At 60.6% G+C, this 22,906-nt stretch carries 24 protein-coding genes and 1 rRNA gene; 15 read left to right on the top strand and 10 right to left on the bottom strand.

What is annotated here, in order from left to right; genetic code table 11:
* Nucleotides 1–7: 7 nt before the first annotated feature.
* Nucleotides 8–2,161, bottom strand: a complete 2,154-nt coding sequence (gene fadB / locus FCL40_RS16560; RefSeq protein ID WP_136854415.1) for a fatty acid oxidation complex subunit alpha FadB — start codon at nt 2,159–2,161, stop codon at nt 8–10.
* Nucleotides 2,162–2,357: 196 nt separating this feature from the next.
* On the opposite strand from fadB, the gene pepQ reads away from it, so the two are divergent.
* From pepQ to hemG (FCL40_RS16540), 4 genes are read left to right on the top strand one after another with little or no spacing between them, the layout of a single operon-like run.
* Nucleotides 2,358–3,677, top strand: coding sequence for a Xaa-Pro dipeptidase (gene pepQ, locus FCL40_RS16555; RefSeq protein ID WP_136854414.1), 1,320 nt, complete (start codon nt 2,358–2,360; stop codon nt 3,675–3,677).
* Nucleotides 3,677–4,288: a YigZ family protein gene (locus tag FCL40_RS16550; protein WP_136854413.1), complete on the top strand. Its 612-nt coding sequence runs from the start codon at nt 3,677–3,679 to the stop codon at nt 4,286–4,288. Before pepQ ends, FCL40_RS16550 begins: the two co-directional genes overlap by 1 nt.
* Before the next feature lie 27 nt (nt 4,289–4,315).
* Nucleotides 4,316–5,773 (top strand): TrkH family potassium uptake protein, encoded by a 1,458-nt coding sequence (locus FCL40_RS16545; protein ID WP_136854412.1) that lies wholly within the window; start codon nt 4,316–4,318, stop codon nt 5,771–5,773.
* Between the two features lie 9 nt (nt 5,774–5,782).
* Nucleotides 5,783–6,307: a menaquinone-dependent protoporphyrinogen IX dehydrogenase gene (gene hemG / locus FCL40_RS16540; RefSeq protein WP_136854411.1), complete on the top strand. Its 525-nt coding sequence runs from the start codon at nt 5,783–5,785 to the stop codon at nt 6,305–6,307.
* A gap of 48 nt (nt 6,308–6,355) precedes the next feature.
* On the opposite strand, the gene FCL40_RS16535 is transcribed toward hemG (FCL40_RS16540), so the two are convergent.
* Nucleotides 6,356–6,670 carry an ArsR/SmtB family transcription factor gene (locus tag FCL40_RS16535; protein WP_169307163.1) on the bottom strand — a complete coding sequence of 105 codons (315 nt, stop codon included), beginning with the start codon at nt 6,668–6,670 and terminating at the stop codon, nt 6,356–6,358.
* Nucleotides 6,671–6,859: 189 nt separating this feature from the next.
* Here FCL40_RS16535 and hemG (FCL40_RS16530) point away from each other — a divergent pair, with 189 nt between their 5' ends.
* On the top strand, nt 6,860–7,402 hold the full coding sequence (gene hemG, locus FCL40_RS16530; protein WP_136854410.1) for a menaquinone-dependent protoporphyrinogen IX dehydrogenase: 543 nt from the start codon (nt 6,860–6,862) through the stop codon (nt 7,400–7,402).
* A gap of 19 nt (nt 7,403–7,421) precedes the next feature.
* Here the strand turns inward: hemG (FCL40_RS16530) and FCL40_RS16525 are convergent, their stop codons facing one another.
* The 5 genes from FCL40_RS16525 to def are packed head-to-tail and all read right to left on the bottom strand — an operon-like array spanning nt 7,422 to nt 13,047.
* Nucleotides 7,422–8,864, bottom strand: a complete 1,443-nt coding sequence (locus tag FCL40_RS16525) for a TrkH family potassium uptake protein (protein WP_136854409.1) — start codon at nt 8,862–8,864, stop codon at nt 7,422–7,424.
* A gap of 9 nt (nt 8,865–8,873) precedes the next feature.
* The gene (gene trkA, locus FCL40_RS16520) at nt 8,874–10,274 is read right to left on the bottom strand and encodes a Trk system potassium transporter TrkA (RefSeq protein WP_136854408.1); all 1,401 of its coding nucleotides are present in this window, start codon (nt 10,272–10,274) and stop codon (nt 8,874–8,876) included.
* 8 nt (nt 10,275–10,282) lie between these two features.
* Nucleotides 10,283–11,587, bottom strand: a complete 1,305-nt coding sequence (gene rsmB, locus FCL40_RS16515; protein WP_136854407.1) for a 16S rRNA (cytosine(967)-C(5))-methyltransferase RsmB — start codon at nt 11,585–11,587, stop codon at nt 10,283–10,285.
* On the bottom strand, nt 11,584–12,525 hold the full coding sequence (gene fmt / locus FCL40_RS16510; RefSeq protein ID WP_136854406.1) for a methionyl-tRNA formyltransferase: 942 nt from the start codon (nt 12,523–12,525) through the stop codon (nt 11,584–11,586). The genes rsmB and fmt overlap by 4 nt, the downstream gene beginning before the upstream one ends.
* A 9-nt stretch (nt 12,526–12,534) precedes the next feature.
* Nucleotides 12,535–13,047: a peptide deformylase gene (gene def, locus FCL40_RS16505; protein ID WP_136854405.1), complete on the bottom strand. Its 513-nt coding sequence runs from the start codon at nt 13,045–13,047 to the stop codon at nt 12,535–12,537.
* Nucleotides 13,048–13,180: 133 nt separating this feature from the next.
* Here def and FCL40_RS16500 point away from each other — a divergent pair, with 133 nt between their 5' ends.
* The 3 genes from FCL40_RS16500 to FCL40_RS16490 are packed head-to-tail and all read left to right on the top strand — an operon-like array spanning nt 13,181 to nt 15,669.
* On the top strand, nt 13,181–14,131 hold the full coding sequence (locus FCL40_RS16500) for a LysM peptidoglycan-binding domain-containing protein (RefSeq protein ID WP_136854404.1): 951 nt from the start codon (nt 13,181–13,183) through the stop codon (nt 14,129–14,131).
* Complete coding sequence (dprA, locus tag FCL40_RS16495; RefSeq protein ID WP_136854403.1) at nt 14,116–15,192, top strand: DNA-processing protein DprA; 1,077 nt, start codon at nt 14,116–14,118, stop codon at nt 15,190–15,192. Before FCL40_RS16500 ends, dprA begins: the two co-directional genes overlap by 16 nt.
* A 3-nt stretch (nt 15,193–15,195) precedes the next feature.
* A complete protein-coding gene (locus FCL40_RS16490; protein ID WP_136854402.1) occupies nt 15,196–15,669 on the top strand; it encodes a DUF494 family protein in 474 nt (157 codons plus the stop codon).
* A gap of 75 nt (nt 15,670–15,744) precedes the next feature.
* Here the strand turns inward: FCL40_RS16490 and FCL40_RS16485 are convergent, their stop codons facing one another.
* Nucleotides 15,745–17,505: a collagenase gene (locus FCL40_RS16485; protein WP_229360366.1), complete on the bottom strand. Its 1,761-nt coding sequence runs from the start codon at nt 17,503–17,505 to the stop codon at nt 15,745–15,747.
* A 161-nt stretch (nt 17,506–17,666) separates the two neighbouring features.
* On the opposite strand from FCL40_RS16485, the gene FCL40_RS16480 reads away from it, so the two are divergent.
* The 4 genes from FCL40_RS16480 to hemF are packed head-to-tail and all read left to right on the top strand — an operon-like array spanning nt 17,667 to nt 20,293.
* Entirely contained in the window at nt 17,667–18,227 is a 561-nt protein-coding gene (locus FCL40_RS16480) for a DNA topoisomerase family protein (RefSeq protein WP_136854401.1), read from the top strand.
* A 54-nt stretch (nt 18,228–18,281) separates the two neighbouring features.
* Complete coding sequence (purE, locus tag FCL40_RS16475) at nt 18,282–18,788, top strand: 5-(carboxyamino)imidazole ribonucleotide mutase (RefSeq protein ID WP_136854400.1); 507 nt, start codon at nt 18,282–18,284, stop codon at nt 18,786–18,788.
* 6 nt (nt 18,789–18,794) lie between these two features.
* Entirely contained in the window at nt 18,795–19,358 is a 564-nt protein-coding gene (locus FCL40_RS16470) for an L-threonylcarbamoyladenylate synthase (RefSeq protein WP_136854399.1), read from the top strand.
* A 17-nt stretch (nt 19,359–19,375) separates the two neighbouring features.
* A complete protein-coding gene (gene hemF / locus FCL40_RS16465) occupies nt 19,376–20,293 on the top strand; it encodes an oxygen-dependent coproporphyrinogen oxidase (RefSeq protein WP_136854398.1) in 918 nt (305 codons plus the stop codon).
* On the opposite strand, the gene FCL40_RS16460 is transcribed toward hemF, so the two are convergent.
* Nucleotides 20,290–20,724: a group II truncated hemoglobin gene (locus FCL40_RS16460; protein ID WP_136854397.1), complete on the bottom strand. Its 435-nt coding sequence runs from the start codon at nt 20,722–20,724 to the stop codon at nt 20,290–20,292. The two genes, hemF and FCL40_RS16460, sit on opposite strands and share 4 nt — an antisense overlap.
* Before the next feature lie 30 nt (nt 20,725–20,754).
* Here FCL40_RS16460 and aroE point away from each other — a divergent pair, with 30 nt between their 5' ends.
* Both aroE and FCL40_RS16450 read left to right on the top strand, forming a co-directional pair.
* Nucleotides 20,755–21,576 carry a shikimate dehydrogenase gene (aroE, locus tag FCL40_RS16455; protein WP_136854396.1) on the top strand — a complete coding sequence of 274 codons (822 nt, stop codon included), beginning with the start codon at nt 20,755–20,757 and terminating at the stop codon, nt 21,574–21,576.
* Nucleotides 21,573–21,848 (top strand): DUF1488 family protein, encoded by a 276-nt coding sequence (locus tag FCL40_RS16450; RefSeq protein ID WP_136854395.1) that lies wholly within the window; start codon nt 21,573–21,575, stop codon nt 21,846–21,848. The genes aroE and FCL40_RS16450 overlap by 4 nt, the downstream gene beginning before the upstream one ends.
* Before the next feature lie 2 nt (nt 21,849–21,850).
* On the opposite strand, the gene FCL40_RS16445 is transcribed toward FCL40_RS16450, so the two are convergent.
* Nucleotides 21,851–22,384 carry a gamma carbonic anhydrase family protein gene (locus tag FCL40_RS16445; RefSeq protein ID WP_136854394.1) on the bottom strand — a complete coding sequence of 178 codons (534 nt, stop codon included), beginning with the start codon at nt 22,382–22,384 and terminating at the stop codon, nt 21,851–21,853.
* Nucleotides 22,385–22,797: 413 nt separating this feature from the next.
* On the opposite strand from FCL40_RS16445, the gene FCL40_RS16440 reads away from it, so the two are divergent.
* Nucleotides 22,798–22,906 (top strand): 16S ribosomal RNA (locus tag FCL40_RS16440); the annotation flags it as partial.

The raw sequence follows: 22,906 nt of genomic DNA, 5'->3' as shown, positions 1-22,906 counted from the left end.
AATCTCCTTATTTAGCGGGGTAGAAACGGTCGCCGGCGGCGGCCATTTCGCGCAGTTTGTCGGTAACCTGGTACATCTCGCCCAGGTGAGCAAAGCGATCGGCCATGGCCACGAACTTGTCCAGCCCCAGGGTATCCAGGTAACGGAAGACGCCACCGTGGAAGGGAGGGAAACCGATGCCGTAGACCAGGGCCATGTCCGCTTCTGACGGGGTGGCCACAATGCCCTCTTCGAGGCAGCGCACAGTTTCATTGATCATCGGGATCATGGTGCGGGCGATGATCTCCTCCGCCTCGAACGCCCTGGTGTCGCCATAGGCCTCCTTGAGGGCGGCGATGGTGAACTCGTCCACGCTCTTCTTGGGCTTGCCCTTACGGTCAGGGGCGTACTGATAGAAGCCCTTGCCGTTCTTCTGACCGAAGCGCTCCGCCTCGAACATGATGTCCACGGCATCTCGAAAGCTCTTGCTCATGCGGGTGGGGAAGCCTTCGGCCATCACCGCCACCGCATGGTGGGCGGTATCGATGCCGACGACATCCAACAGGTAGGCGGGGCCCATGGGCCAGCCAAACTGCTTGCTCATCACCTTGTCCACCTGCTGGAAATCGGCGCCGTCGCGCAGCAGCAGGTTGAAGCCGAAGAAGTAGGGGAACAGCACCCGGTTGACGAAGAATCCGGGGCAGTCGTTTACGACGATGGGGGTCTTGCCCATCTTGGCGGCGTAGGCCACCACAGTGGAGACGGTCTCTTCGCTGCTGTGCTCGCCACGGATGATCTCCACCAGGGGCATGCGATGCACCGGATTGAAGAAGTGCATGCCGCAGAAGTTCTCAGGGCGTTTCAGGTTCTTGGCCAGGGCATTGATGGAGATGGTGGAGGTGTTGGAGGTCAGCACCGCATCATCACGCAGAATCTCCTCCGCCTCCGCCAGTACGATCCCCTTCACTTTGGGGTTCTCCACAACCGCTTCAACGACGACGTCGGCGTGCTTGATGGCGGAGTAGTCCAGGCTGGGGACGATGTTGTTGAGGACCCCGGCCATCTGGGCGGGCTTCATGCGTCCGCGCTCCACCTGTTTGGCCAGCAGCTTGGAGGCTTCATTGAGACCCAGTTCCAGGGCGGGCTGGGCAATGTCCTTCATCACCGCGGGCACTCCTTTGCGGGCAGACTGGTAGGCGATGCCGCCACCCATGATGCCGGCCCCCAGAACGGCGACACCGTTGACCGGGCGAGCCTGTTTGCCTGCCCTCTTGGCCTTGCCCTTCACATACTGGTCGTTAAGGAAGATACCCACCAGCGCCTGGGCGACGTCGCTCTTGGCCAGCTTGATGAAGGCAGCTGCTTCGCCCTGTAGGGCTTCGGCTCGGCCACATCCCGCCACCTGCTCCAGCAGCTTGACGACGGCATGAGGGGCAGGGTAGTGAGGCCCGGCCTTCATGGCCACCATCCCCTTGGCGGTGGTGAAGGACATCGCCGCCTCGACCTTGGACAGGTTCAGCGGGGATTGCTTGCGCTGACGGCGTGCCTGCCAGTCGATGTGGCCGTCGATGGATTGCCGCACCATCTTGACGGCGGATTCCATCAGTTTCTCGGGTGAGGTCACCGCATCCAGCACGCCCACCTTCAGGGCGGCGTCGGCACGGTTTTCCTGGCCGGTGGTGATCCACTCCATGGCGTTGTCGGCACCGATCAGCCGGGGCAGACGCACGGTGCCGCCGAAACCAGGGATGATCCCCAGCTTGGTTTCTGGCAGCCCGATGCGGGCACTGATGTCACCGACTCTCAGATCACAGGCCAGAGTCGCTTCACAGCCTCCGCCCAGGGCGAAGCCGCGGATCGCCGCCACTGTGGGTACCGGAAGATCTTCCAGTTTGTTGAAGATAGCGTTGGCTTCCACCAGCCAGTTGCCGAGAACCTCTTCCGGCTCGGCAAACAGGCCGAGGAATTCGGTGATGTCGGCGCCGACGATAAAGACATCCTTGCCGCTGCTGACCACCAGCCCCTTTAGGCCAGATTCCTGCTGCAGTGCGGTGAGGGCCTGATCGAAATCGTTCAGTGTGGTTCGGTCGAACTTGTTCACTGAACCCTCAGCGTCGAAACAGAGGTTGGCGATACCGGGCTCCAGCCAGCTGACCTTAATGGTGCTGCTTTGATAAATCATGCTTGGTTTCCTTTTTACCGCGGGGGGTCACGTCCGATTTGGTGACCGATTACTCAAAGTGTGTCCTGCGTCACAGTAAATTGCAACACCTATTTAAAACACCTGTTTGATATCTGTGGCTGCTCAGTTCCTGAGCTGCCACGGGGACTGTGTTACACTGCCGCCACAGATCACTATCACAACAACAGAGAGAGTCATGGACCGTTTCGCTCCCCTCTATCAGGATCACCTGGCCACCCTGACCCGACGCACAGAAACCCTGCTGGACAGGGAAGGGCTGCAGGGGTTGGTGATTCACGCCGGTGTGCCCCAGAGAATCTTCCTGGATGACATGGATTACCCGTTCAAGGCCAACCCCCATTTCAAACACTGGGTGCCGGTGACCGACAATCCTCACTGTGTGTTGCTGATTCGTCCTTCAGAGAGGCCGACCCTGCTGTTCTACCGTCCTGTGGACTTCTGGCACAAGGTACCGCCGCTGCCTCAGGGATTCTGGACCGATGCGTTTGACATCAAGGTGATAGAGAAACCGGAACAGGCGAGAGCCTTGCTGCCCGACAACCTGTCCGCCTATGCCTTTATTGGCGAGCCTACCGAGCTGGCGAGTCAATGGGGCATGGGAGAGGTGAACCCTCAGCCGGTGATGGACTACCTGCACTACCACCGTGCCTATAAGACCGATTATGAGCTGGCCTGCATGCGCATTGCCAGTGAGATCGCCGTATGCGGCCATGAGGCGGCCCGTGATGCCTTCTTCGGTCAGAAGAGCGAGTTCGATATTCAGTTGGCCTACCTGAGCGCCACCGCCCAGGGGGAAAACGAGGTGCCCTACGGCAACATCGTTGCCCTTAACGAGAACAGCGCCATCCTGCATTACACTGCCCTGGAGCGGGTTGCGCCGAAACAGCTGCGCAGCTTCCTGCTGGATGCCGGTGCCAGCTTCCACGGCTATGCATCCGACATTACCCGGACCTACGCCTTTGAGTCCGGCAGCCGTTTTGCCGAGCTGGTGGCGGCCATGAATGAGCAGCAGCTGGCGATCATCGACACCATCAGGCCGGGAATGGCTTATACCGAACTGCACCTGGATATGCACCGCCGGGTGGCCGAGCTGCTCAGCCGTTTCGGGTTGGCACGGGGATCCGCTGAGGCGTTGATTGCCGACGGGGTGACCGCGGCTTTCTTCCCCCATGGTCTGGGCCACCAGATTGGCTTGCAGGTTCACGATGTGGGTGGCTTCATGCAGGATGAGCAGGGGGCCCATATGGCGGCGCCCGAGGCGCATCCGGCCCTGCGCTGCACCCGCATCCTGGAGCCTGGCATGGTACTGACCATTGAGCCCGGCCTCTATGTTATTGATTCCCTGCTGAGTGGCCTGAGTGACAGCGCCAAGGGGATGCTCAACACCTCGGTGATCGATGAGTTGCGCCCCTATGGCGGCATTCGCATCGAAGACGATGTGGTGGTCCATGGCGACCGAATCGAAAACCTGACCCGGGACCTTGGGCTGGCCTGATGAGCGCCTCATTCCAGGTGCCTACCCGCTTCCACCAGGTGGAGGAGGTGATCAAACGCAGCCGTTTTATCACCTGGGTGGCCCATGTCACCGATGGCAAGCAGGCCCGCGAGCTGCAGCAGCTGGCCCGACAGCAACACCCGGAGGCCAGCCATCATTGCCTGGCCTTCAATGCGGGCCCTCCTGGAGATACCCGGGAGATTGGCGCCAGTGATGACGGGGAACCGGCGGGCTCAGCCGGACGCCCCATGCTCAACGTGGTGCTGGGCGCCGAGGTGGGGCAGCTGGCGGTGGTGGTGATCCGCTACTACGGAGGCACCAAACTTGGGGTTGGCGGGTTAGTGCGTGCTTACTCGGGCGGCGTTAAGCTGGCCCTGGAGAGCCTGCCTACCCGCCCCTTTGTGACCATGGTGCAGGGACGGATCCGGGTGGATTATGCCGATCAGCCCACCCTGGAACACTGGCTGGGTCACTTTGACGGCAAAATTATTTCCCAAGAATTTGAACAACAAGTAACTTATAGCCTGGCGCTGCCCGAGGAGCGAAGGCAGCGCTTCGCCTTGCAACTGGCTCAGAGCAGTCAGGGCCGGTTGCAAGTTGAGTGGGACTGAACCCGGACAAGAACAGCTAACACACTGATGCAATATCGATCGATAGTTCGAATCATCGGCCTGCTGGTGATGCTTTTCAGCCTCACCATGGTGCCACCGGCCCTGGTCGCGGTGATCTACAAGGACGGAGAGGGCGCCACCTTTATGCAGGCCCTGGTGATCAGCCTGCTGATCGGCCTGGCCGCCTGGTACCCCAATCGCCATCTGAAAGAGGAACTGAAGGCCCGGGAGGGGTTCCTGATCGTGGTGCTGTTCTGGACCGTACTGGGTTCCATCGCCGCCATCCCCTTCCTGCTCTCTTCGCAGCCGGATCTGTCGATCAGTAACGCCTTCTTCGAAGCCTTCTCCGCCCTGACTACCACCGGGGCCACGGTGATCACCGGCCTGGAGGGCCTGCCTAAGGCGATCCTCTTCTATCGTCACCTGCTGCAGTGGCTGGGGGGGATGGGGATCATCGTCCTGGCGGTGGCGGTACTGCCGATGCTGGGCATTGGTGGCATGCAGCTCTACCGCTGCGAAACGCCGGGGCCGGTCAAGGACAACAAGATGACGCCCCGTATCGCCGAGACCGCTAAGGCGTTGTGGTACATCTACCTGGCGCTGACCCTGCTCTGCGCCGGCGCCTACTGGTTGGCGGGGATGAGTGCCTTCGACGCCCTGGGACACAGCTTCTCCACGGTCTCCATCGGCGGCTTCTCCAGTTATGACGACTCCATGGGCGCGTTCGACAGCCAGTTGATCAACACCATCTGTGTGGTGTTTCTGCTGATTGCCGGGGTCAACTTCAGCCTGCACTTCGGTGCCTTCAGCCGCCGGGGCATCAATCTGCGCAACTACTGGTGTGACGCCGAGGTCCGGGTGTTTCTGCTGTTCCAACTTATCCTGACCCTGATCTGCTTCATGGTGCTGCTGGACAGCGGCATCTACCAATCGCCGGAGGAGACCCTGGACTACGCCTTGTTCCAGGCAGTCTCCATCTCTACCACCGCCGGCTTCGGTACCCACAGCTTCTCCGAATGGCCCCTGTTCCTGCCGGTGCTGCTGATCCTGTCCAGTTTTGTCGGCGGCTGCGCCGGTTCCACCGGCGGTGGCATGAAGGTGGTGCGGTTTGTCTTGCTGCTGCTGCAGGGGGGACGGGAACTGAAGCGGTTGGTGCACCCCCGGGCGATGTTCTCAATCCGCCTCAATGAGAAGGCGGTACCGGACCGGGTGATCGATGCGGTCTGGGGTTTTTTTGCCGCCTATGCCCTGGTGTTTGCCATCTGCCTGGTGGCCCTGATGGCGACCGGCCTGGATGACATCACCGCCTTCAGTGCCACCGCCGCCTGTCTGAACAACCTGGGGCCCGGCCTGGGATCGGTGGCATCCCATTACGGGGATATCAGTGATGTGGCCAAATGGATTCTGGTACTGGCCATGCTGTTTGGCCGACTGGAGATTTTCACCCTGCTGGTGCTGTTTACACCGGCATTCTGGAAGAGCTAAGGAGAGGCTGTGAGGCGGATACTGATTCTCTACTCCACCGTGGATGGCCAAACTCGAAAGATCGCCCAGCGGATCCAATCCCGGCTGGAGGCAACGGAAAACCAGGTGCAGCTGGCGGAGATCGATCATCCGCCGAAGGATATGACCGGTTTCGACACCCTGGTGGTGGGGGCCAGCATTCGCTATGGCCACTATAGACCGGCGGTGCTCACTTTCGTCAGGGACAACCTGGGGCTGCTCGAGCGCAAGCGCAGCGCCTTCTTCTCGGTGAACCTGGTGGCCCGCAAGCCGGAAAAGAGCAGTGCCGACAGTAACCCCTATGTGGCCAAGTTCCTCAAGCTGGTGCCCTGGCGGCCGCAACTGCTGGATGTCTTCGCCGGATCATTGGATTACCCGGCGCTGGGATTCTGGGACCGTCACATCATCCGCTTCATCATGTGGATCACCAAGGGGCCCACGGATCCGTCTACGGTGAGGGAGTTTACCGACTGGGGCAGGGTGGAGGCGTTTGCCGACAGGCTTGCCGGCGAATAGAGGGGAAGTAATCCACCCCGGTAACCGGATGGCCGGTTACGGGAGGGATTACTTGTCGGCGCCGCAGTAGAGGTCGTACAGCAGGTTGATGATCGCCTCAACCTCGCGGCTGTCCAAGCTGTACCACACCAGTTGTGCCTCTTTGCGGGTCTTAACCAGGCCCTCGTTACGCAGCACCGCCAGGTGTTGAGAGAGGGCAGACTGGCTCAGGGGCACCTGCTCGTTCAACTCGCCCACGGTCAGTTCCTGTTTGCCGATCAGGCACAGCAGCATCAGACGGTGTGGGTTGGCAATGGTCTTCAACAACTTCGACGCTTCCTGAGCGTTGGTTGTCATGTTCTCCAAATCAATTGTCAGTGCCATAATCTACCTCAGCTTTAGCAGAGACTAATATTAATCCGAACTCGGCGTTTTGTTAAGCAGCGCCAGATCCCGAATCGACCCATTCTTACAAAATCTCCTTAAAAAAGTGTGATCTTTCTCCATAGATGAGAAGGTGGGCGGACCTATATCATCCATGAGTCGATATTTGCGCATTAAGGCGGAGGCGAAGTGAAGCGATTATTAATTCTGTATATGAGCCGGGGAGGCCACACAGCTCGGGTGGCCCGGGTGCTGATGGAGACCATCCGCGAGGCGGGTCACCAGTGTGACATGATGGATATTGTCGAAGCGACCCACGAACCCGTGGGTTGGGACGGCTATGATGCCGTGGTTTTGGGGGCGCCAGTCCTCTATGGCAATTACGATAAGAACTTCATGCAGTTCGTGGCCGATCACAGGGATCAGATCCAGTCGAAGCCTAACAGTTTCTTCAACCTCTCCGTGGTGGCCCGCACGCCGGAGAAAGCCACGGTGGAGGGGAACCGCTACATGCAGAAGTTCCTGGAACTGTCACCGTGGCAACCGGATGACCTCAAGGTGATTGCCGGCAAGGTGGATTACCCCTCTTGGGGCATGCTGGACACCCTGATGATTCAGATGATCATGAAGATGACCAACGGTCCCACCGATAAGCATTCGGTGATCGACTACACCGACTGGGAGGATGTGAAGGCCTACGGCCGCCACTTAATCACCCTGGCGCAGAGGTGATGGCGGCAGCGCGCCAGCCCTAATAGCGCCAGAAGGAGGGCAGGAACAGCACGGCAACCGTGATGATCTCCAGCCTTCCCAGCAACATCCCCAGGCTGAGTGCCCACTTGGCCGAATCCGGCAGGCTGGCGAAGTTGCCAGCCGGGCCGATCACCTCGCCCAATCCGGGCCCGACATTGGTGACCGCGGTAATGGCGCCGGTCAGGCTGGACACCGGGTCTACTCCCGTCAGCACCAGGAACAGCGCCAGGACGATGATGGTGGCAATAAACAGGATGGAGAAGCTCACCAGGGAGCGGACGATATCCTCGTTGATGGTGCGTCTGTTGTAGCGCTGCGGGAAAAGGGCCGAGGGGTGAATCTGCTGCTTCAGCGCCTTATGCAGGATGGCACCTGCCAGTTGGAAGCGGAAGATTTTGATTGCCCCCGAGGTCGAGCCGGAACAGGCACCCACGAACATCAGGAAGAAGAAGATCACCCCGGCGGCAGGCCCCCAGGCGCTGTAGTCGGTGGAGGCGAACCCTGTGGTGGTCACCACCGACACCAGGTTGAAGCTGGCCAGGGTCAGGGCGTCGAAGAAGGGGAGCTGCTTGGCATTGCTTAGCCACCAGGCCAGAGCCAGGGAGGCCGCCACTACGAAGCTCAGGTATCCCTTCACCTGCTGATCGTTCCAGACGCTCAGCGAGCGCATGTGCACCATCTGCAGGTAGATCAGCATTGGCATTCCCCCGAGGAACATGAACAGGGTGCCATTCCAGTGGGCCAGGGTGCTGAAGTGGGTCATGGAGCTGTCGGTGGTGGAGTAGCCCCCGGTGGACAGAGTGGTCATGGCGTGATTGATCGCTTCGAACGGGGTCATCCCCGCCAGCAGGTAGCCTAGACAGCACAGGGCGGTCAGCAGCAGGTAGACCTTGACCAGGCCCCGGCCAATCAACTGGGTGCGAGGCATCCATTTATCCGACCAGTCCGAGGATTCGGTGCGGAACAGCCGCATGCCGCCGACGTTGAGCATGGGGAAGATGGCCACCCCCATGACGATGAAGCCGATGCCGCCCAGCCACTGCAGCAGGGAGCGCCAGATCAGGATCGACCAGGCGGTGTCATTCAGCCCCGACAGCACAGTGGAGCCTGTGGTGGTGATGCCTGACATGGTCTCGAAGAAGGCATCGGTGTAGCTGATGCCGTGGTAGAAGGTGAAGGGCAGGGCTGCGAACATCGACACGATGATCCAGGTCAGCGTGGTGAACAGGTAGAGATCCCGGGTGCTCAGGGTGAGCTGGCTACGGTAGCCGCTGCTCACCGCCATCAGGGCGGCGATGGCGGTGAGGGAAGCGGATTTGAAGAAATCCTCGGCCAGTCCTTCGCCATGATAGAGAGACACCCCTGCTGGAATCAGCATCAATCCGGCGACCACAGCCAGAAAGAGCCCCAACAGGAAGGAGAGTGGCCTGATATTGATCATGATTAAAGTCTAGATAAACAGCGCACTGGGCTGGAACAGTTTCTCGACTTCCGTGATGTATTTCTTATCTACCAGGAACATGATCACATGGTCGTTCGCCTCGATAACGGTGCGGTCGTGAGCGATCAGTACCTGTTCCTTGCGGACGACGGCACCAATGGTGGTGCCCGGGGGCAGCTTGATGTCCTGAATCTGCTTGCCCACCACCTTGGAGGTGTTCTCGTCGCCGTGGGCCACCGCCTCGATCGCTTCGGTGGCGCCGCCCCGCAGTGAGTAGACGTTGGTGATGTCTCCCTGGCGCACGTGGGTCAGCAGCGAGCTGATGGTGGCCTGTTGGGGGGAGATGGCGATGTCGATGTTGGCGTCTTTCACCAGGTCCACGTAGGCCTCGCGCTGGATCAGCACCATCACCTTCTTGGCCCCCAGGCGTTTAGCCAGCAGGGCGGACATGATGTTGGCCTCATCGTCGTTGGTGACGGCAATGAACACGTCGGTCTGGTTGATCTGCTCTTCATGGAGCAGCTCTTGATCCGAGGCATCGCCATGAAACACCGTGGTGGAGTCCAGCCACTCCGAGAGGGAGGAGGCCCGTTCGGCGTTGCGTTCGATCAGCTTAACCTCGTGATAGGACTCCAGGGCCTTGGCCAGGCCGAACCCGATGTTGCCGCCGCCGGCGATCATGATGTGGCGGTAGCTGGACTCCAGCTCCTGCATCTCGCTCATTACCGCTCGGATGTGCTTGGAGTCGGCAACGAAGAACACCTCGTCATCCGCCTCGATCACCGTGGTACCCCGCGGCAGGATGGGGCGTCCCTGGCGGAAGATCGCCGCGACCCGGGTATCGATGTTGGGCATATGCTCGCGCAGGGCAGACAGGGCGTTGCCCACCAGGGGACCGCCGTAGTAGGCCTTGACCGCTACCAGGCTGACCCGGCCATCGGCAAACTCCACCACCTGCAGGGCGCCGGGGTACTCGATCAGCCGCCGGATATAGTGGGTGACCAGTTGCTCCGGTGCGATCAGCTCATCGATAAAGAAGCGCCCACGGCAATCGTTGCCCTGGCCGCTGCGTTGAAACAGGGCCTCCTGGCGTGCCATAAACTGTTCGGAGCGGATCCGGGCGATCTTGGTGGGGGTGCCATACAGGGTGTAGGCCAGATGACAGGCCACCATGTTGGTCTCATCGGAGTTGGTTACCGCAATCAGCATGTCGGCGTCCTCTGCGCCCGCTTCGTGCAGCACCCCGGGGTGGGCCGCATGGCCATTCACCACCCTCAGGTCGTACTTGTCCTGCAGGGAGCGCAGGGTGACCTGATCGTTGTCCACTATGGTGATGTCATTGTTTTCGCCAACCAGGTTTTCGGCCAGCGTGCCGCCCACCTGGCCGGCTCCGAGAATGATGATCTTCATCTGCTAGTTCAGCGCTGTTTAGTCATTCTGGCGTAGTAGAAGCCGTCGCCCTCATCGGGACGGGGGAGCAACTGCCAGCCAGGTTGGTCACTGGTATCATCCGGATTGATGCTAAGCAGCATAGCATCCGGCACCTGTTGAAGAAATGTCTTGATCTGGTTCACATTTTCTTCAGGAAGAATCGAGCAGGTGGCGTACACCAGGGTGCCGCCGGGTTTGAGCATCTTCCAGCAGGCGTGGAGGATACGCTGCTGCAGCTCGGCCAGTGCGGCGATGTCGCTTTCCCGGCGCAGCCATTTGCTGTCCGGATTGCGCCGAATCACGCCGGTGGCGGAGCAGGGGGCGTCCAGCAGGATGCGGTCGAACGGGCGACCATCCCACCAGCTGTCCGGATCGGCGGCATCTCCGGCCACCAAGGTGGCGGAGAGGTTGAGGCGATCCAGGTTCTGTTGTACCCGGTCGAGGCGACTCTGGTCGATATCCAGGGCGACCACCTCCTGCAGCTGTGGTTGGAACTCCATCAGGTGACAGGTCTTGCCGCCGGGCGCGGCGCAGGCGTCCAGCACCCGCTCACCAGGGCGGGGATCCAGCAGGTAGGCGGACCACTGGGCGGAGAGATCCTGCACCGAGACATTACCGGAGTCGAAGCCGGGTAGCCGGGTGACATCCATCGCCTGGGGCAGGCGCAGGGCATTGGCACTCTGGCCCGGCTGGGCGTCGATTCCCGCCTCCTTCAGGGTCGCCAGGTAGGCGGCCCGGCTCTGGTGGCTGGCGTTGTTGCGCAGCCACAGGGGCGGGTGCTGGTTGTTGGCGTCCAGGATCTGTGGCCACCATCTGGGGTAGGCCTGGCGTACCCGCTCGATAAACCAGCGGGAGTGCAGATGGGTTCGGCTGTCGTCGTCGAAGCGTTGTTGTTGCAGTTGCTCCAACTCGCGGCAGAAGCGGCGCATCACGCCGTTGACCAGCCCGGACAGTCCCCCGGCCTTGAGCTGACGGGTGGCTTCCACGGTTTCCGTCACTGCGGCGTGCTGCTTCACCCTCATGTGCTTCAACTGATAGAGTCCTGCCAGCAGCAGGCAGTGGATAATGCGCTTTTTCCCCTTCAGAGGGGTGTCCAGGCAAGCCAGCACCTGGGAGTCCAGCACTGGCAGCTGGCGCATCACACCGTAACAGATCTCCGCCAGCAGCCCCTTGTCCTTGGGATTGGCGAGCTGTTGCTGGGCTTGGGGCAGGCAGGCGCCCAGGGACTGGCCCTTGTCGATCACCTGCTCGATCACCCAGGCGGCCTGGGCGCGGGTGTTGCGTGTACTCATGACAGGCGGGTCCCAACCGCAAACCACTCCTTGCGGGCGTTGAGGACGTCGGTGGCGGCCATCGCCTTCTTGCCGGGCAGCTGGATGGTCTCCAGCTTGAGCGCCTGCTGGCCACAGGCGATCACCAGTCCCTGCTTGTCCGCCTGGATAACGGTACCGGGCTGGGCGCCACTCCCGTCGACCACGGTGGCCTGCCACAGCTTGAGGCTACTGTCGCCCGCCTCGAAGTGGCTCACTGGCCAGGGGTTGAAGGCGCGAACGCAGCGCTCGATAAAGTCGGCCGGCTGGTTCCAGTCGATGCGAGCCTCCTCTTTGGAGAGCTTGTCGGCGTAGTTGGCCTGGCTGTCGTCCTGCTTCTCCGCCACGATGGTGCCATCGGCGATCTTCTTCAGGGCTGCCAGTAGGCCCTGAGGCCCCAGCTCCGCCAGCTTGTCATAGAGGGCCGCCGAGGTGTCACTGGCATCAATGGGCAGGGTCACCTTGTGCAGCATGTCCCCGGTGTCCAGACCCTCATCCATCTGCATGATGGTCACGCCGGTGACCGCGTCCCCGGCCCAGATGGCACGCTGGATGGGGGCGGCACCGCGCCAGCGGGGCAGCAGGCTGCCGTGGACATTGATGCAGCCGAGTCTGGGTGTTTCCAGCACCCCCTTGGGCAGGATCAGGCCATAGGCCACCACCACCATGATATCGAAATCCAGGTCTGCCAGCTCGCGCTGGGCCTCCTCCTGGCGCAGGGACTTGGGTTGGTATACGGGGATGTCGTGATCCAGGGCCACGGTCTTTACCGGACTGGCGGTCAACTTCTTGCCCCGGCCAGCGGGGCGGTCGGGCTGAGAGTAGACGGCCACCACCTGGTGGTCGCTCTGGATCAGCGCGTCCAGGTGACGCGCGGCAAAATCCGGCGTACCGGCAAACACAATCTTCAGGGGGGTCAAGGCCGTCTCCTAAGCGTGGCGGGCTTCTACGCGGGCTTGTTTTTCCAGCTTCTGGCGGATGCGCTGACGCTTAAGGGGCGACAGGTAATCCACGAACAGCTTGCCTTTGAGGTGATCCATCTCATGCTGAATGCAGATGGACAGCAGTTCCTCGGCGTCTACGGTGAAGGGGTTGCCTTCCCGGTCCAGGGCGTCGATGGTGACGGTTTCATAGCGATCCACTTTGGCATAAACGCCAGGCACGGACAGGCAGCCCTCCTCATTGGTGAAGGAACCACTCTGGTTGGACAGTGCTGGGTTGATGAATACCATCGGGGCGGATTTGTCCTCGGAGTGATCCATGACGATCACTTGAACGTGGCGGTCCACCTGGGTGGCTGCCAGGCCGATACCCTTCTCTTCGTACATGGTTTCCAGCATGTCATCAATCAGTTGCTGGAGTTCGCCATCAAATTCGGTCACCGGTTTGGCAACCGTTCTCAGGCGCTCGTCCGGGAAACGCAGGACTTGCAAAGTAGCCATGGTTCTCTCGTCTTCAAATCGGTAAAAACATTCAACCTGATTATACTTAGGTTGTCATTGGCTCAATTTTAACTGTTTGCCGAGGCCATGAACAGGCACAGGCGAAACCGTTAATGATCGACAAGGATGTTGAATGCGCCGAGTTCCTCTACTGTTTCTGCTGATCCTCTCCCTGGCAGGGTGGGCCGAGAGCCTCTCCCTGCGACCGGGTTCGCCTAAGGTATACACTGTAAAACAGGGTGATACACTGTGGAGCATCTCCTCTCTCTATCTGAATGATCCCTGGCAGTGGCCCAGGTTGTGGCGAACCAACCTCACCGTGTCCAACCCTCATCTTATCTACCCTGGTGAGCGCCTGTTGCTGGGGTTGGAAAATGGTCAGCCCGTGCTGCGCCGTGAAGAGGGGCCGATGGCCGGCGAGCCGATCCTGACCCTGGACTGGGCATCGATCCGCCCGCGGCTGGCAAGGGTGAGGGTGGTGACGGCCCAAGCCCTGCAGGCGGCCCCTGTGGTGGAGGCCGGCAGCCGCTCCTCGCTGCGCTTTGTCGCCGGGGACACCCTCTACCTGAGTCATCCCCTGCAACCCGGCGGGGATTACGGGGTGTTTCGTTATCGTCAGAGCCTGAACGATCCGCAAAGCGGCAAGCGCCTAGGGGAGGAGATGGTGCTGGCGGCCATTGGGGTTGCCAATCCTTCCGGGCAGCTGCGGCTGCTCTATAGTGACCAGGAGGTTGGCCCAGGGGAGCCGCTCTATGCCCTGGCGACGCTGGTGGCCGATCCCCTGCTGGTGCCTCTGATGGCCGCCCCTCCGGATACCGACCTTGCCTTGGTAGCCACACCGTCGCTGGCCCGGGAGGTGGGGCCAGGGGAATTGGTGTACCTGAGCCGGGAAAACGGCGTTCGGCCGGGGCAGATGTTGATCGGTATCCACCGCATGGGACCGGGGGCGGAGCTGAAGCGGGGTGAGTTGGTGGTGGTGCACTGTTTCGCGCGGGTGTGCCTGGCACTGGTCACCCGGGGCGGCCACCCTCTCCGGCTGGCGGACAGGGCGGTGACCCCGGAGCGTCGATGGCGGCCTCGGTAACGGATTGGCTGGCGCTGGAGTTGGCCCGGGGGCTGGGTCTCGGCCGCAAGCTGAAACTGTTGGATATGGCGCCGGTCGAGGTGTTACGTCAGTGGGCTCTGGCCGGGGATCTTCCCGACATTCACCCAGGGTTTGCCCAAACTCTGGCCTATCCGGAGCGGCGGCGGCTGGAATTGGCGCTGGCCTGGTCCGAGCCGCCCAACCGGCAAATCCTGACGCTGGAACACCCGGATTACCCCCTGGCGCTGAAACAGATTGCCGACCCGCCTTTGCTGCTGTTCGTGGAGGGGGAGGCGTCGTTGCTGGCGGGGCCGGGGCTGGCGGTGGTCGGCAGCCGCGGCGCCACCCCACCGGCCCTGGAGCGGACTCATCACTGGTGCCGGGAGTTGGCTCAGCAGGGGTGGGTGATCGTCAGTGGTCTGGCCGAAGGGATCGACGCCGCCGCCCATCGGGGCGCCCTGGAGGGGGGCGCGACGGTGGCGGTCACCGGTTGTGGTCTGGGCCACTGTTATCCCCGTAGACATAAAGAGCTGCAGCGGCGTATCGCCGAGCAGGGAGCGGTGGTCTCGACCTTCTGGCCGGATCTTCGCCCGCACAAGGGCTGCTTTCCCCGGCGCAACAGGGTCGTCAGCGGCCTGTGCTACGGCACCCTGGTGATGGAGGCCGGAGTGAAGTCCGGCTCGCTGATTACTGCCAGAATGGCGGCGGAACAGGGTCGGGAGGTGTTCGCGGTGCCCGGCTCGGTCGACAACCCCCAGGCCGCCGGTTGTCATTTTTTGATCCAGCAGGGTGCCAAACTGACCTCTGCCCCGGTCGATATCTATGAGGAACTGATGCCGCAGCTGAGTCGGCGGCCCCAGAACCGGGTTCGCGCCCAGGTGCCGGAGTTGCCTTTGCCCAGGTTGTTGGATAGTGTGGGTTATGAGGCCACTTCAGTAGATGTGGTGGTGGCTCGGAGCGATTTGCCAGTAGATGTTGTACTTGAGCAACTGTTACTGCTGGAGTTAGAGGGTCGGGTTGCGCAAGTGCCCGGCGGTTACATCCGGCTTAGGGGAGGGTAGCGCATGTTCGACATACTGATGTACCTGTTCGAGACCTATGTCCAAAGCGATGTTGAGTTGTTGTTGGATCGCGAAGAGCTGACGGAAGAGCTGAGTCGTGCGGGTTTTAAATCGGAGGAGATAGGCAAGGCATTAATCTGGATAGAGAAGCTCGCGGCGCTGCAGGATGGCACCGATCAGCCCTATCTGTACACTAACCCTAACCACAGCCTTCGCGTCTACACCGAAGCGGAGCAGATCCGTCTGGATACGGCCTGCCGAGGTTTTCTGCTGTTCCTGGAGCAGATTCAAGTGCTTAGCGGTGAAACCCGCGAGATGGTCATCGACCGGGTAATGGAGCTCGACGGCGAGCCTCTGAGTCTGGATGACCTGAAGTGGGTGGTGCTGATGGTGTTGTTCAACGCCCCCGGTAACGAAGGCGCCTACCGCCAGATGGAGGATCTGGTGTTTGAGGAGCCCGAGGGGATGATCCATTAAATACGACTAAGAAAGCGGCACTTGAGTGCCGCCGCGGTAAGGGGAGGGCCAGGGGTGCCCTCTTTTTATTTCCCGTTACAGGTGCAGGTGCTCTTCGCCCGAGGCCAGGTGCACCGGCTTCAGGTAGTCGCGGTAGCTGTACCGGTTCTCTCTTCTGGGCTGGGGGGCCTGGGCCAGCATAAGCTGTGGCATCTCCTGGGGCATGGCGTCCACCTGTTCGGACAGCCAGTCGTTGAAGTCGGCCTGATTCTCCCGGGCCAGCGCCAGCAGCGCCTGATCATAGGCAGTGAAGTCGTTCCCCTTCAGGGAGCGCCCCAGGGCTTGCAGCGCTTCCCTGTTGTTTTCACAGAAGTAACGAACCGCCAGGTAGCTCCATCTGTAGGTACGATCCAGGCCGTCGGTATAGTGGGTGGCGAAGATCTCCTCCAGAGAGGGCCAGTTGTCCACGCCATAATCCCGGGCCAGGGTCATCGCCTGGGGGTTGTCGTGGCCCTTGGAGACATATTCCGCCATCCCCTCTGCCCACCACACCATTTTTCCCGGGAAGTGGCCGAATCCGCCGTATTTGACGAAGCGCCCGTCCAGGTAGTGGATATATTCATGGTTGAGGTTCCAAACCTGGAACTCCTCTTGCCACCAGGCGCGATAGGCGTAAAAGGTGGCCTGGTTGCCTGCCTGGCCCGGGTTGCCCTCGATATACATGCCGCCGTTGTCTGTATCGATGTCGAACAGCAGTTGTCCGTAGGCGTTGTACTGACTCCAGTTCTTGAACACCACCACCTTGAGGGCGTCGTTGTGATCGTCGGCCACCGGCTGCTGATCGGTGGCCAGCAGCAGATGGAAGTCCTGCTCCTGAGAGGTGAGACGGCCACAGGTCTGATTGAGCTCAGCCTCGGTCAGATCCTGGGCCCGGATATAGAGGCTGTCGGAGCAACGGTGTTCGATGGGCAGGATCTCTTCCTCCTTGGGGAGGGTGCACAGATCGGCGTAGTCGCCGGTGCAGGCCTGTTGCCCCAGGAAGGCGTTGACCAGGAAGCCCAGGGTAAAGGCGCGTCCGGCCTGTGCGCCGCGACGCTGCTGATCATCCCGGGCCAGTTTGGCCACCCGCTGTTCGGTAAGCAGGCGGATCTCGGCAGGCTGGTTCAGCTGCCACATCGCCAGGGCCCAGTAGGCGTTCTGCTGGGGCCAGTCGCCGGAGGGGCGCTGGGCCCCGTCGCTGGCGGCGAAACTCAGCAGGGCCTGATCGAGCTCGCTCTCCAGCAGTTGTTGCTTCAGGAGGCTGTCGGGCACCCGGCGTACCGACTCCAGCAGCATGCCGGCGCTGCGGAGCAGCTCCCACAGGGCGTAATCCTGGATGGCGGAGCCGCTGCCGACCGTTTCGAAGGAGGCAAGCTGGTTGGCCAGTAACTGGGGCAGGATGTCCAGATCCTGGCCGGTGCCATCCTGACGGTAGAAGCGGTAAAGCAGTACCCCCCACTGCTCCAGCAGTTCCGGGGTCTGGCGGTCCAGGGTTTGCCCCAGGGTCATCAGACCCCGGTGCAGTTGCTGAATCTGGGCATCCTCCATCAGATCCACATCGGCAAAGTAGCTGTAGGCACGCAGATATTGGAGATGGTTGAACAGGGCTTCCCTGTGGGAGCGGGGGTGGGGCGCCATGGCGACGACCGCAGCGATGCTGTCGGCCAACTGTTGGTCATTGATGACGCTGGCATCGCCGCGGTTGGCCTGGGCGAGATCCACGGCTGGGGTGATGACCCGGGGGGGCTCTGGGGTGGCCGAGCAGCCGTAGAGCAGGGCCGCCGCGGCCAGACAGAGAGAGACGCTCTTCAATTTCATCACCAGACACTCCTCTACAGCGGTGGTACACAATGTTCCGAATGACGCCTTAGAAGCCAATTCACGGCAAACTCCGTGCCCCCCGGCTTGGGCACTGGTACTATATTCAGTCACACAAGGTGTGTCGACGATTGTTCATTTTTTGAGCGGAAAAGTGTGACGTGAGTAGAATTGATGACGGTTTGTTCAATGTCCATGAGCATGCCCTGGAGCGGGAGTACGAGGTTTGCCCCCGGTGCGGGTCCGAACTGCACATCCTCAACGGTAAGCGAGGCCAGTTTCTCGGTTGCCAGAGCTATCCTGCCTGCGACTACAGTCGCCCATTGAGTCACAAGGAAGTTGGCATCATCGAGGTGATGGAGGATCAGCCCTGTCCCAAGTGTGAGCGTCCCCTAGCGCTGAAATCCGGACGTTATGGCTTCTACATCGGCTGTACCGGCTACCCCGAGTGTGACTTTATCGTCCGCGAGGAGGAGGAGGATTCCCAGGTGGAGTGCCCCGAGTGTGGCAAGGGACACCTGGTTCATCGAAGCGGTCGTTCGGGAAAACCTTTCTATGGGTGCAGCAGTTACCCGAAATGCAAGTATGTGGTGAATGCTCCGCCACACCCCGACAGCTGTCCGGATTGCGGCTGGGGGATATTGGTGGAGAAGCGGGTCCGGGGCGAAATGAGACTAATTTGTCCCCAGCGAGCCTGTAAATATCGGGGTAAAACGATATAATCGCCGGCGAAGTACCCTACCCATAATAAAACGGTATAAATAGGAAGTACCACAATGACCACACCCTTTGTTGCTGTACTCATGGGCTCAGATTCCGATCTGCCCGTTATGCAGTCCACCCTGGACGTCCTCAAGAGCTTTGACATTCATTTCGAAGTCAAGGTGACCTCCGCCCACCGCACTCCCGCGGCGACTCACGCCTATGTGAAAGATGCCGAGGAGCGTGGTTGCAAGGTGTTCATCTGTGCTGCTGGCCTGGCCGCTCACCTGGCCGGTGCCGTTGCCGGTATCACGACCCGCCCGGTCATCGGTGTGCCGATCGATGCTGGCCCGCTGCAGGGACACGACGCACTGCTCTCCACCGTGATGATGCCTGGCGGTGTGCCGGTGGCGGCCGTGGCCATTGGTAAGGCTGGTGCCAAGAATGCCGGTTACCTGGCTGCCCAGATGCTGGCGGTGGCCAGCGAGGAGATGGCCGAACGTGTTAAGGCGGATCGTCAGAAGAACGCCGAAGCCGTGATGGCCAAGGATGCCGCCCTGCAGGAAAAGCTGGGCCGTTAATCCGTGATGGAGCGCATTACCCTGCAGTCCGGCGCCAGGAAGATGGCCGAAGGTGAAGTGATCGCCTACGCCACCGAAGCGGTATTTGGCCTGGGCTGTGATCCGGACAACCGGGAAGCGGTGATGCGCTTGCTCGCCATCAAACAGCGTCCCGTGGAAAAGGGGTTGATCCTGCTGGCGGCGGATGTCGATCAGCTGCGCCCCTATGTGGATTTTGATGCCCTGTCCGATGCCCAGCGACAGCGGGTGTTCGACAGCTGGCCCGGCCCCTATACCTGGGTGGTGCCGGCCAAGCCCGGGGTCCCTGAATGGATTACCGGCCAGTTTCAATCTGTGGCGGTCAGGGTGACCGCCCACCCCCAGGCGGCCGATCTGGCCCGCCTGTTCGGCAAGCCCATGGTGTCCACCAGTGCCAACCTGAGCGGTGACGAGCCGGGCAGAAGCGTGGCCGAGGTTCAGCACACCCTGTCTGGTCGGGTGGCCGGAGTTGTCGACAGTCAGGTGGGAGACTCTCTCTCCCCCTCCACCATCATCAATGCCATCACCGGCGAGACATTGCGCGCCGGCTAACGTCAGTCGAGGGACACATGGAACAACGGATTGAGCAGGTGCGCCAGTTTTTGCTGGCGCTGCAGGACAGTATCTGCACCAGCCTGGAGCGTGCAGACGGCGGAGCGGCCTTTGCCGAAGATGAGTGGCAGCGTTCGGAGGGCGGTGGCGGCCGCAGCCGGGTGCTGGCCGACGGTGCCGTATTCGAGCAGGCCGGAGTCAATTTCTCCCATGTGTTCGGTGACCGTATGCCGGCTTCTGCCACCGCCCAGCGTCCGGAGCTGGAGGGGTGTCATTTCCAGGCGATGGGCGTCTCCCTGGTGATTCATCCCAAGAACCCCCATGTGCCCACCTCCCACGCCAATGTTCGATTCTTTATCGCTCAGAAAGAGGGAGCCGATCCCATCTGGTGGTTTGGTGGCGGCTTCGATCTGACCCCCTACTACCCCGTGGACGAAGACATTCTTCATTGGCACTCCACCGCCCGAGCGCTGTGCCTGCCCTTCGGTGAAGAGGTCTATCCCAAGTACAAGCGGTGGTGTGATGACTACTTCTACCTCAAGCATCGGGGAGAGACCCGCGGGGTGGGCGGGCTGTTCTTTGACGACCTGAATGAACCGGGCTTTGAAAAGAGCTTCGCCTTCATGAAAGCGGTGGGTGAGGGGTTCATCCCTGCCTACGAACCCATAGTGGCTCGCCGGAGGGACACCCCTTACACGGAAGCGCAGAGAGAGTTCCAGCTCTACCGCCGTGGCCGCTATGTGGAGTTCAACCTGGTTTGGGACCGCGGCACCCTGTTTGGGTTGCAGTCTGGGGGACGGACCGAGTCCATCCTGATGTCCATGCCGCCGCTGGTTCGCTGGCAGTACCAATATCAGCCGGAGGAGGGCAGTGCCGAGGCCAAACTGTACAGCGACTACCTTCGCCCCCGGGACTGGCTGTCGGAACTGAGCTAGTCCACGTCGACGTTGCGCATGTGGTCCGCCAGGGGGATCAGGGCCTTGAGTATGGCCTGGCGCCCCGGCTTGTGGCGGACCGTGTCATTCAGTGCCCGGCGCATGCAATCCAGCCACTGATCCCGCAGGGCTCTGTCGACCCTGAAGCTCAGGTGTCTGGCCCTCAGCATGGGGTGACCATGGGCCTGTTCAAACAGGGGCGGGCCGCCGAGCCAGCCGGACAGGAACATAAACAGCTTGTCGGCGCTTTCGTTCAGATCCTGTGGGTGTTGGGCGCGAAGTGGCCGATATCTAGGGTCCTCCTCCATCAACTGATAGAAGCGCTGGGCGATGGCCTGCACCACAGGTTCGCCACCAATGAGTTCATAAGCACTGCTGGGCTCTGACACCCCTTGCCTGCCGCCAAGCAGGCGACGTATAACTGATAACATTCCTTTCCCCAATTACAGATGACGACGCCAATGGACAGATATGCCGTATTCGGTCATCCCATCAAACACAGTAAATCGCCCCTTATCCATGCCTGTTTTGCCAAGCAGACTGGCCAGAAGCTCAGTTACGAGGCGATTCTAGCACCCCTGGACGGCTTTCCTGAGGCGATCCATCGTTTTCGTCAAGAGGGGGGACTGGGGGCGAACGTGACTCTGCCGTTCAAGCAGCAGGCAGCGAAGCTGTGTGACACCCTCAGTGAGCGCGCCCGGCTGGCGGGGGCGGTGAACACCCTCTATTGGCAAGGGGAGAAGCTGTGTGGCGACAACACCGACGGCGAAGGGCTGGTCAGGGACCTGCGGAAACATCACATTGCCCTGAATGGCCGCCGGGTGCTGCTGTTAGGCGCCGGCGGGGCGGTTCGAGGCGTCATTCCCGAGCTGATGGCGGCAGAGGTGGGGGAGTTGGTGATTGCCAACCGCACCGCCGCCAAGGCTAAGGAGCTGGCTTCCCTGTTCAGTCACTTGGGAGCCATCCGCGGAGGGGGTTTTGATGAGATTGAGGGAAGCTTCGACCTCATCATCAATGGCACCTCAGCCTCGCTCTCCGCGGCACTGCCCCCACTGTTGCCGGAGATGCTGGCGGCAGGCGGCAGCTGCTATGACATGGCCTATGGCGATAAACCCACCATATTTCAGCAATGGGCGTCTGAGACGGGGGCAACAATCAACCTGGCCGGCTTGGGAATGCTGGTGGAGCAGGCCGCGGTCAGTTTCGAGATCTGGCGAGGAGTGTCCCCAGCCACCGATGAGGTCTATGATCTGCTCATGGCCCAGCTGGGAGAGGCAACATGAACCAACAGATCCTGTTTAATGACCAACTCCGGGTGGATATGCAGCAGCTCCACCTGAGCTTCACTGCACTGGTGGCGGGTCAGCAGGTGGGCTGCTACATCTCACTTCCGGCGCTGGCCCATCTGGCCGACACAGAGATCACCACGGAAGAGCAAGCGATCCAGGCGTTTGAACAGTACAGGTTTGACCTGGAGGAGGAGGCGGAAACCCTCATCGAAGAGGAAAACTTCGACGCCCAGGGCCGGATCTGGCTGCAGCATCCGGCCATCTGAGGCTACTCCTGAGCTAGGTACTCGTTCTTTAGCCGGACATAGTTGCTTGCTGACACCGTCAGGAAGGCGCGCTCCTTGTCTGTCAGGGGACGAGCCTGCTTGGCCGGACTACCGACATAGAGGTAGCCAGACTCCAGGGTTTTACCCGGAGGCACCAGGCTGCCGGCCCCCAGTATGACGTCATCCCCAATAACTGCGCCATCCAGCACTATGGCGCCCATGCCTACCAGCACCCGATCGCCGATGGTGCAGCCGTGGAGCATCGCCTTATGGCCCACGGTGACATCGGCGCCGATGAGCAGTGGGAAGCCATCTGGGTTGGACTCGCCTTTGCGGGTGACATGCAGCACGGTGCTATCCTGGACATTGCTGCGGTCACCGATGCGGATCTGGTTGACGTCACCCCGGGCGGCAACCAGTGGCCAGACACTGACGTCTTCGCCAAGGGTAATATCGCCATACAGTACGGCGCTGGAATCGACAAAGGCGCTATGCGGCACCGTCGGTACAATGTGATTGAAGGGTTTGATGGCCATGATGTGCTCCCTAAATGCCCAGTTTGACTGCTTTGCCGTCCTTGCTGGGGGTTTTGTGAACAAACGAGTTTGTCACATCATAATAGCGCTTGTCAGAACAAAATAACCCCCTATAATGCGCCTCCGTCGACAGGGCAAAGGGTTGAAAACAACGCTTTGACTGAAGACTCTAAGTCAAAATCGAATTTCTGATGAAAGTTTTGAGATTTCCCTTGACTTGGACGATGGGAGGCGTATCATTCGCATCCCGCTACGGTTGAAAATCGTAGCGCGCTCTTTAACAATTAGTCAGACAATCTGTGTGGGCACTCGCGCAGGATTGATATCTCATATATCAATGTTGCACTGAGTGACTATAACAAGTTAATTCAGTAATTCATTGAGTCGGAATTTTAGGATTCCAAAAAACTTTTTAATTGAAGAGTTTGATCATGGCTCAGATTGAACGCTGGCGGCAGGCCTAACACATGCAAGTCGAGCGGAAACGACATCATTGAAGCTTCGGTGAATTTGATGGGCGTC

Source organism: Ferrimonas sediminicola (assembly GCF_005116715.1).
Classification (GTDB): domain Bacteria; phylum Pseudomonadota; class Gammaproteobacteria; order Enterobacterales; family Shewanellaceae; genus Ferrimonas; species Ferrimonas sediminicola.
This window is presented reverse-complemented; position numbering and strand designations above follow the sequence as displayed.

What these genes read in the sequence shown, in the direction of transcription:
- FCL40_RS16445 (WP_136854394.1), bottom strand. Translation starts at nt 22,384, where the DNA reads ATGGCCATCAAACCCTTCAATCACATTGTACCGACGGTGCCGCATAGC.
- FCL40_RS16545 (WP_136854412.1), top strand. Translation starts at nt 4,316, where the DNA reads ATGCAATATCGATCGATAGTTCGAATCATCGGCCTGCTGGTGATGCTT.
- FCL40_RS16550 (WP_136854413.1), top strand. Translation starts at nt 3,677, where the DNA reads ATGAGCGCCTCATTCCAGGTGCCTACCCGCTTCCACCAGGTGGAGGAG.
- purE (WP_136854400.1), top strand. Translation starts at nt 18,282, where the DNA reads ATGACCACACCCTTTGTTGCTGTACTCATGGGCTCAGATTCCGATCTG.
- FCL40_RS16450 (WP_136854395.1), top strand. Translation starts at nt 21,573, where the DNA reads ATGAACCAACAGATCCTGTTTAATGACCAACTCCGGGTGGATATGCAG.
- FCL40_RS16485 (WP_229360366.1), bottom strand. Translation starts at nt 17,505, where the DNA reads ATGAAATTGAAGAGCGTCTCTCTCTGTCTGGCCGCGGCGGCCCTGCTC.
- aroE (WP_136854396.1), top strand. Translation starts at nt 20,755, where the DNA reads ATGGACAGATATGCCGTATTCGGTCATCCCATCAAACACAGTAAATCG.
- FCL40_RS16470 (WP_136854399.1), top strand. Translation starts at nt 18,795, where the DNA reads ATGGAGCGCATTACCCTGCAGTCCGGCGCCAGGAAGATGGCCGAAGGT.
- fadB (WP_136854415.1), bottom strand. Translation starts at nt 2,161, where the DNA reads ATGATTTATCAAAGCAGCACCATTAAGGTCAGCTGGCTGGAGCCCGGT.
- pepQ (WP_136854414.1), top strand. Translation starts at nt 2,358, where the DNA reads ATGGACCGTTTCGCTCCCCTCTATCAGGATCACCTGGCCACCCTGACC.
- hemF (WP_136854398.1), top strand. Translation starts at nt 19,376, where the DNA reads ATGGAACAACGGATTGAGCAGGTGCGCCAGTTTTTGCTGGCGCTGCAG.
- FCL40_RS16535 (WP_169307163.1), bottom strand. Translation starts at nt 6,670, where the DNA reads ATGGCACTGACAATTGATTTGGAGAACATGACAACCAACGCTCAGGAA.
- dprA (WP_136854403.1), top strand. Translation starts at nt 14,116, where the DNA reads ATGGCGGCCTCGGTAACGGATTGGCTGGCGCTGGAGTTGGCCCGGGGG.
- FCL40_RS16460 (WP_136854397.1), bottom strand. Translation starts at nt 20,724, where the DNA reads ATGTTATCAGTTATACGTCGCCTGCTTGGCGGCAGGCAAGGGGTGTCA.
- rsmB (WP_136854407.1), bottom strand. Translation starts at nt 11,587, where the DNA reads ATGAGTACACGCAACACCCGCGCCCAGGCCGCCTGGGTGATCGAGCAG.
- trkA (WP_136854408.1), bottom strand. Translation starts at nt 10,274, where the DNA reads ATGAAGATCATCATTCTCGGAGCCGGCCAGGTGGGCGGCACGCTGGCC.
- FCL40_RS16500 (WP_136854404.1), top strand. Translation starts at nt 13,181, where the DNA reads ATGCGCCGAGTTCCTCTACTGTTTCTGCTGATCCTCTCCCTGGCAGGG.
- FCL40_RS16525 (WP_136854409.1), bottom strand. Translation starts at nt 8,864, where the DNA reads ATGATCAATATCAGGCCACTCTCCTTCCTGTTGGGGCTCTTTCTGGCT.
- def (WP_136854405.1), bottom strand. Translation starts at nt 13,047, where the DNA reads ATGGCTACTTTGCAAGTCCTGCGTTTCCCGGACGAGCGCCTGAGAACG.
- FCL40_RS16490 (WP_136854402.1), top strand. Translation starts at nt 15,196, where the DNA reads ATGTTCGACATACTGATGTACCTGTTCGAGACCTATGTCCAAAGCGAT.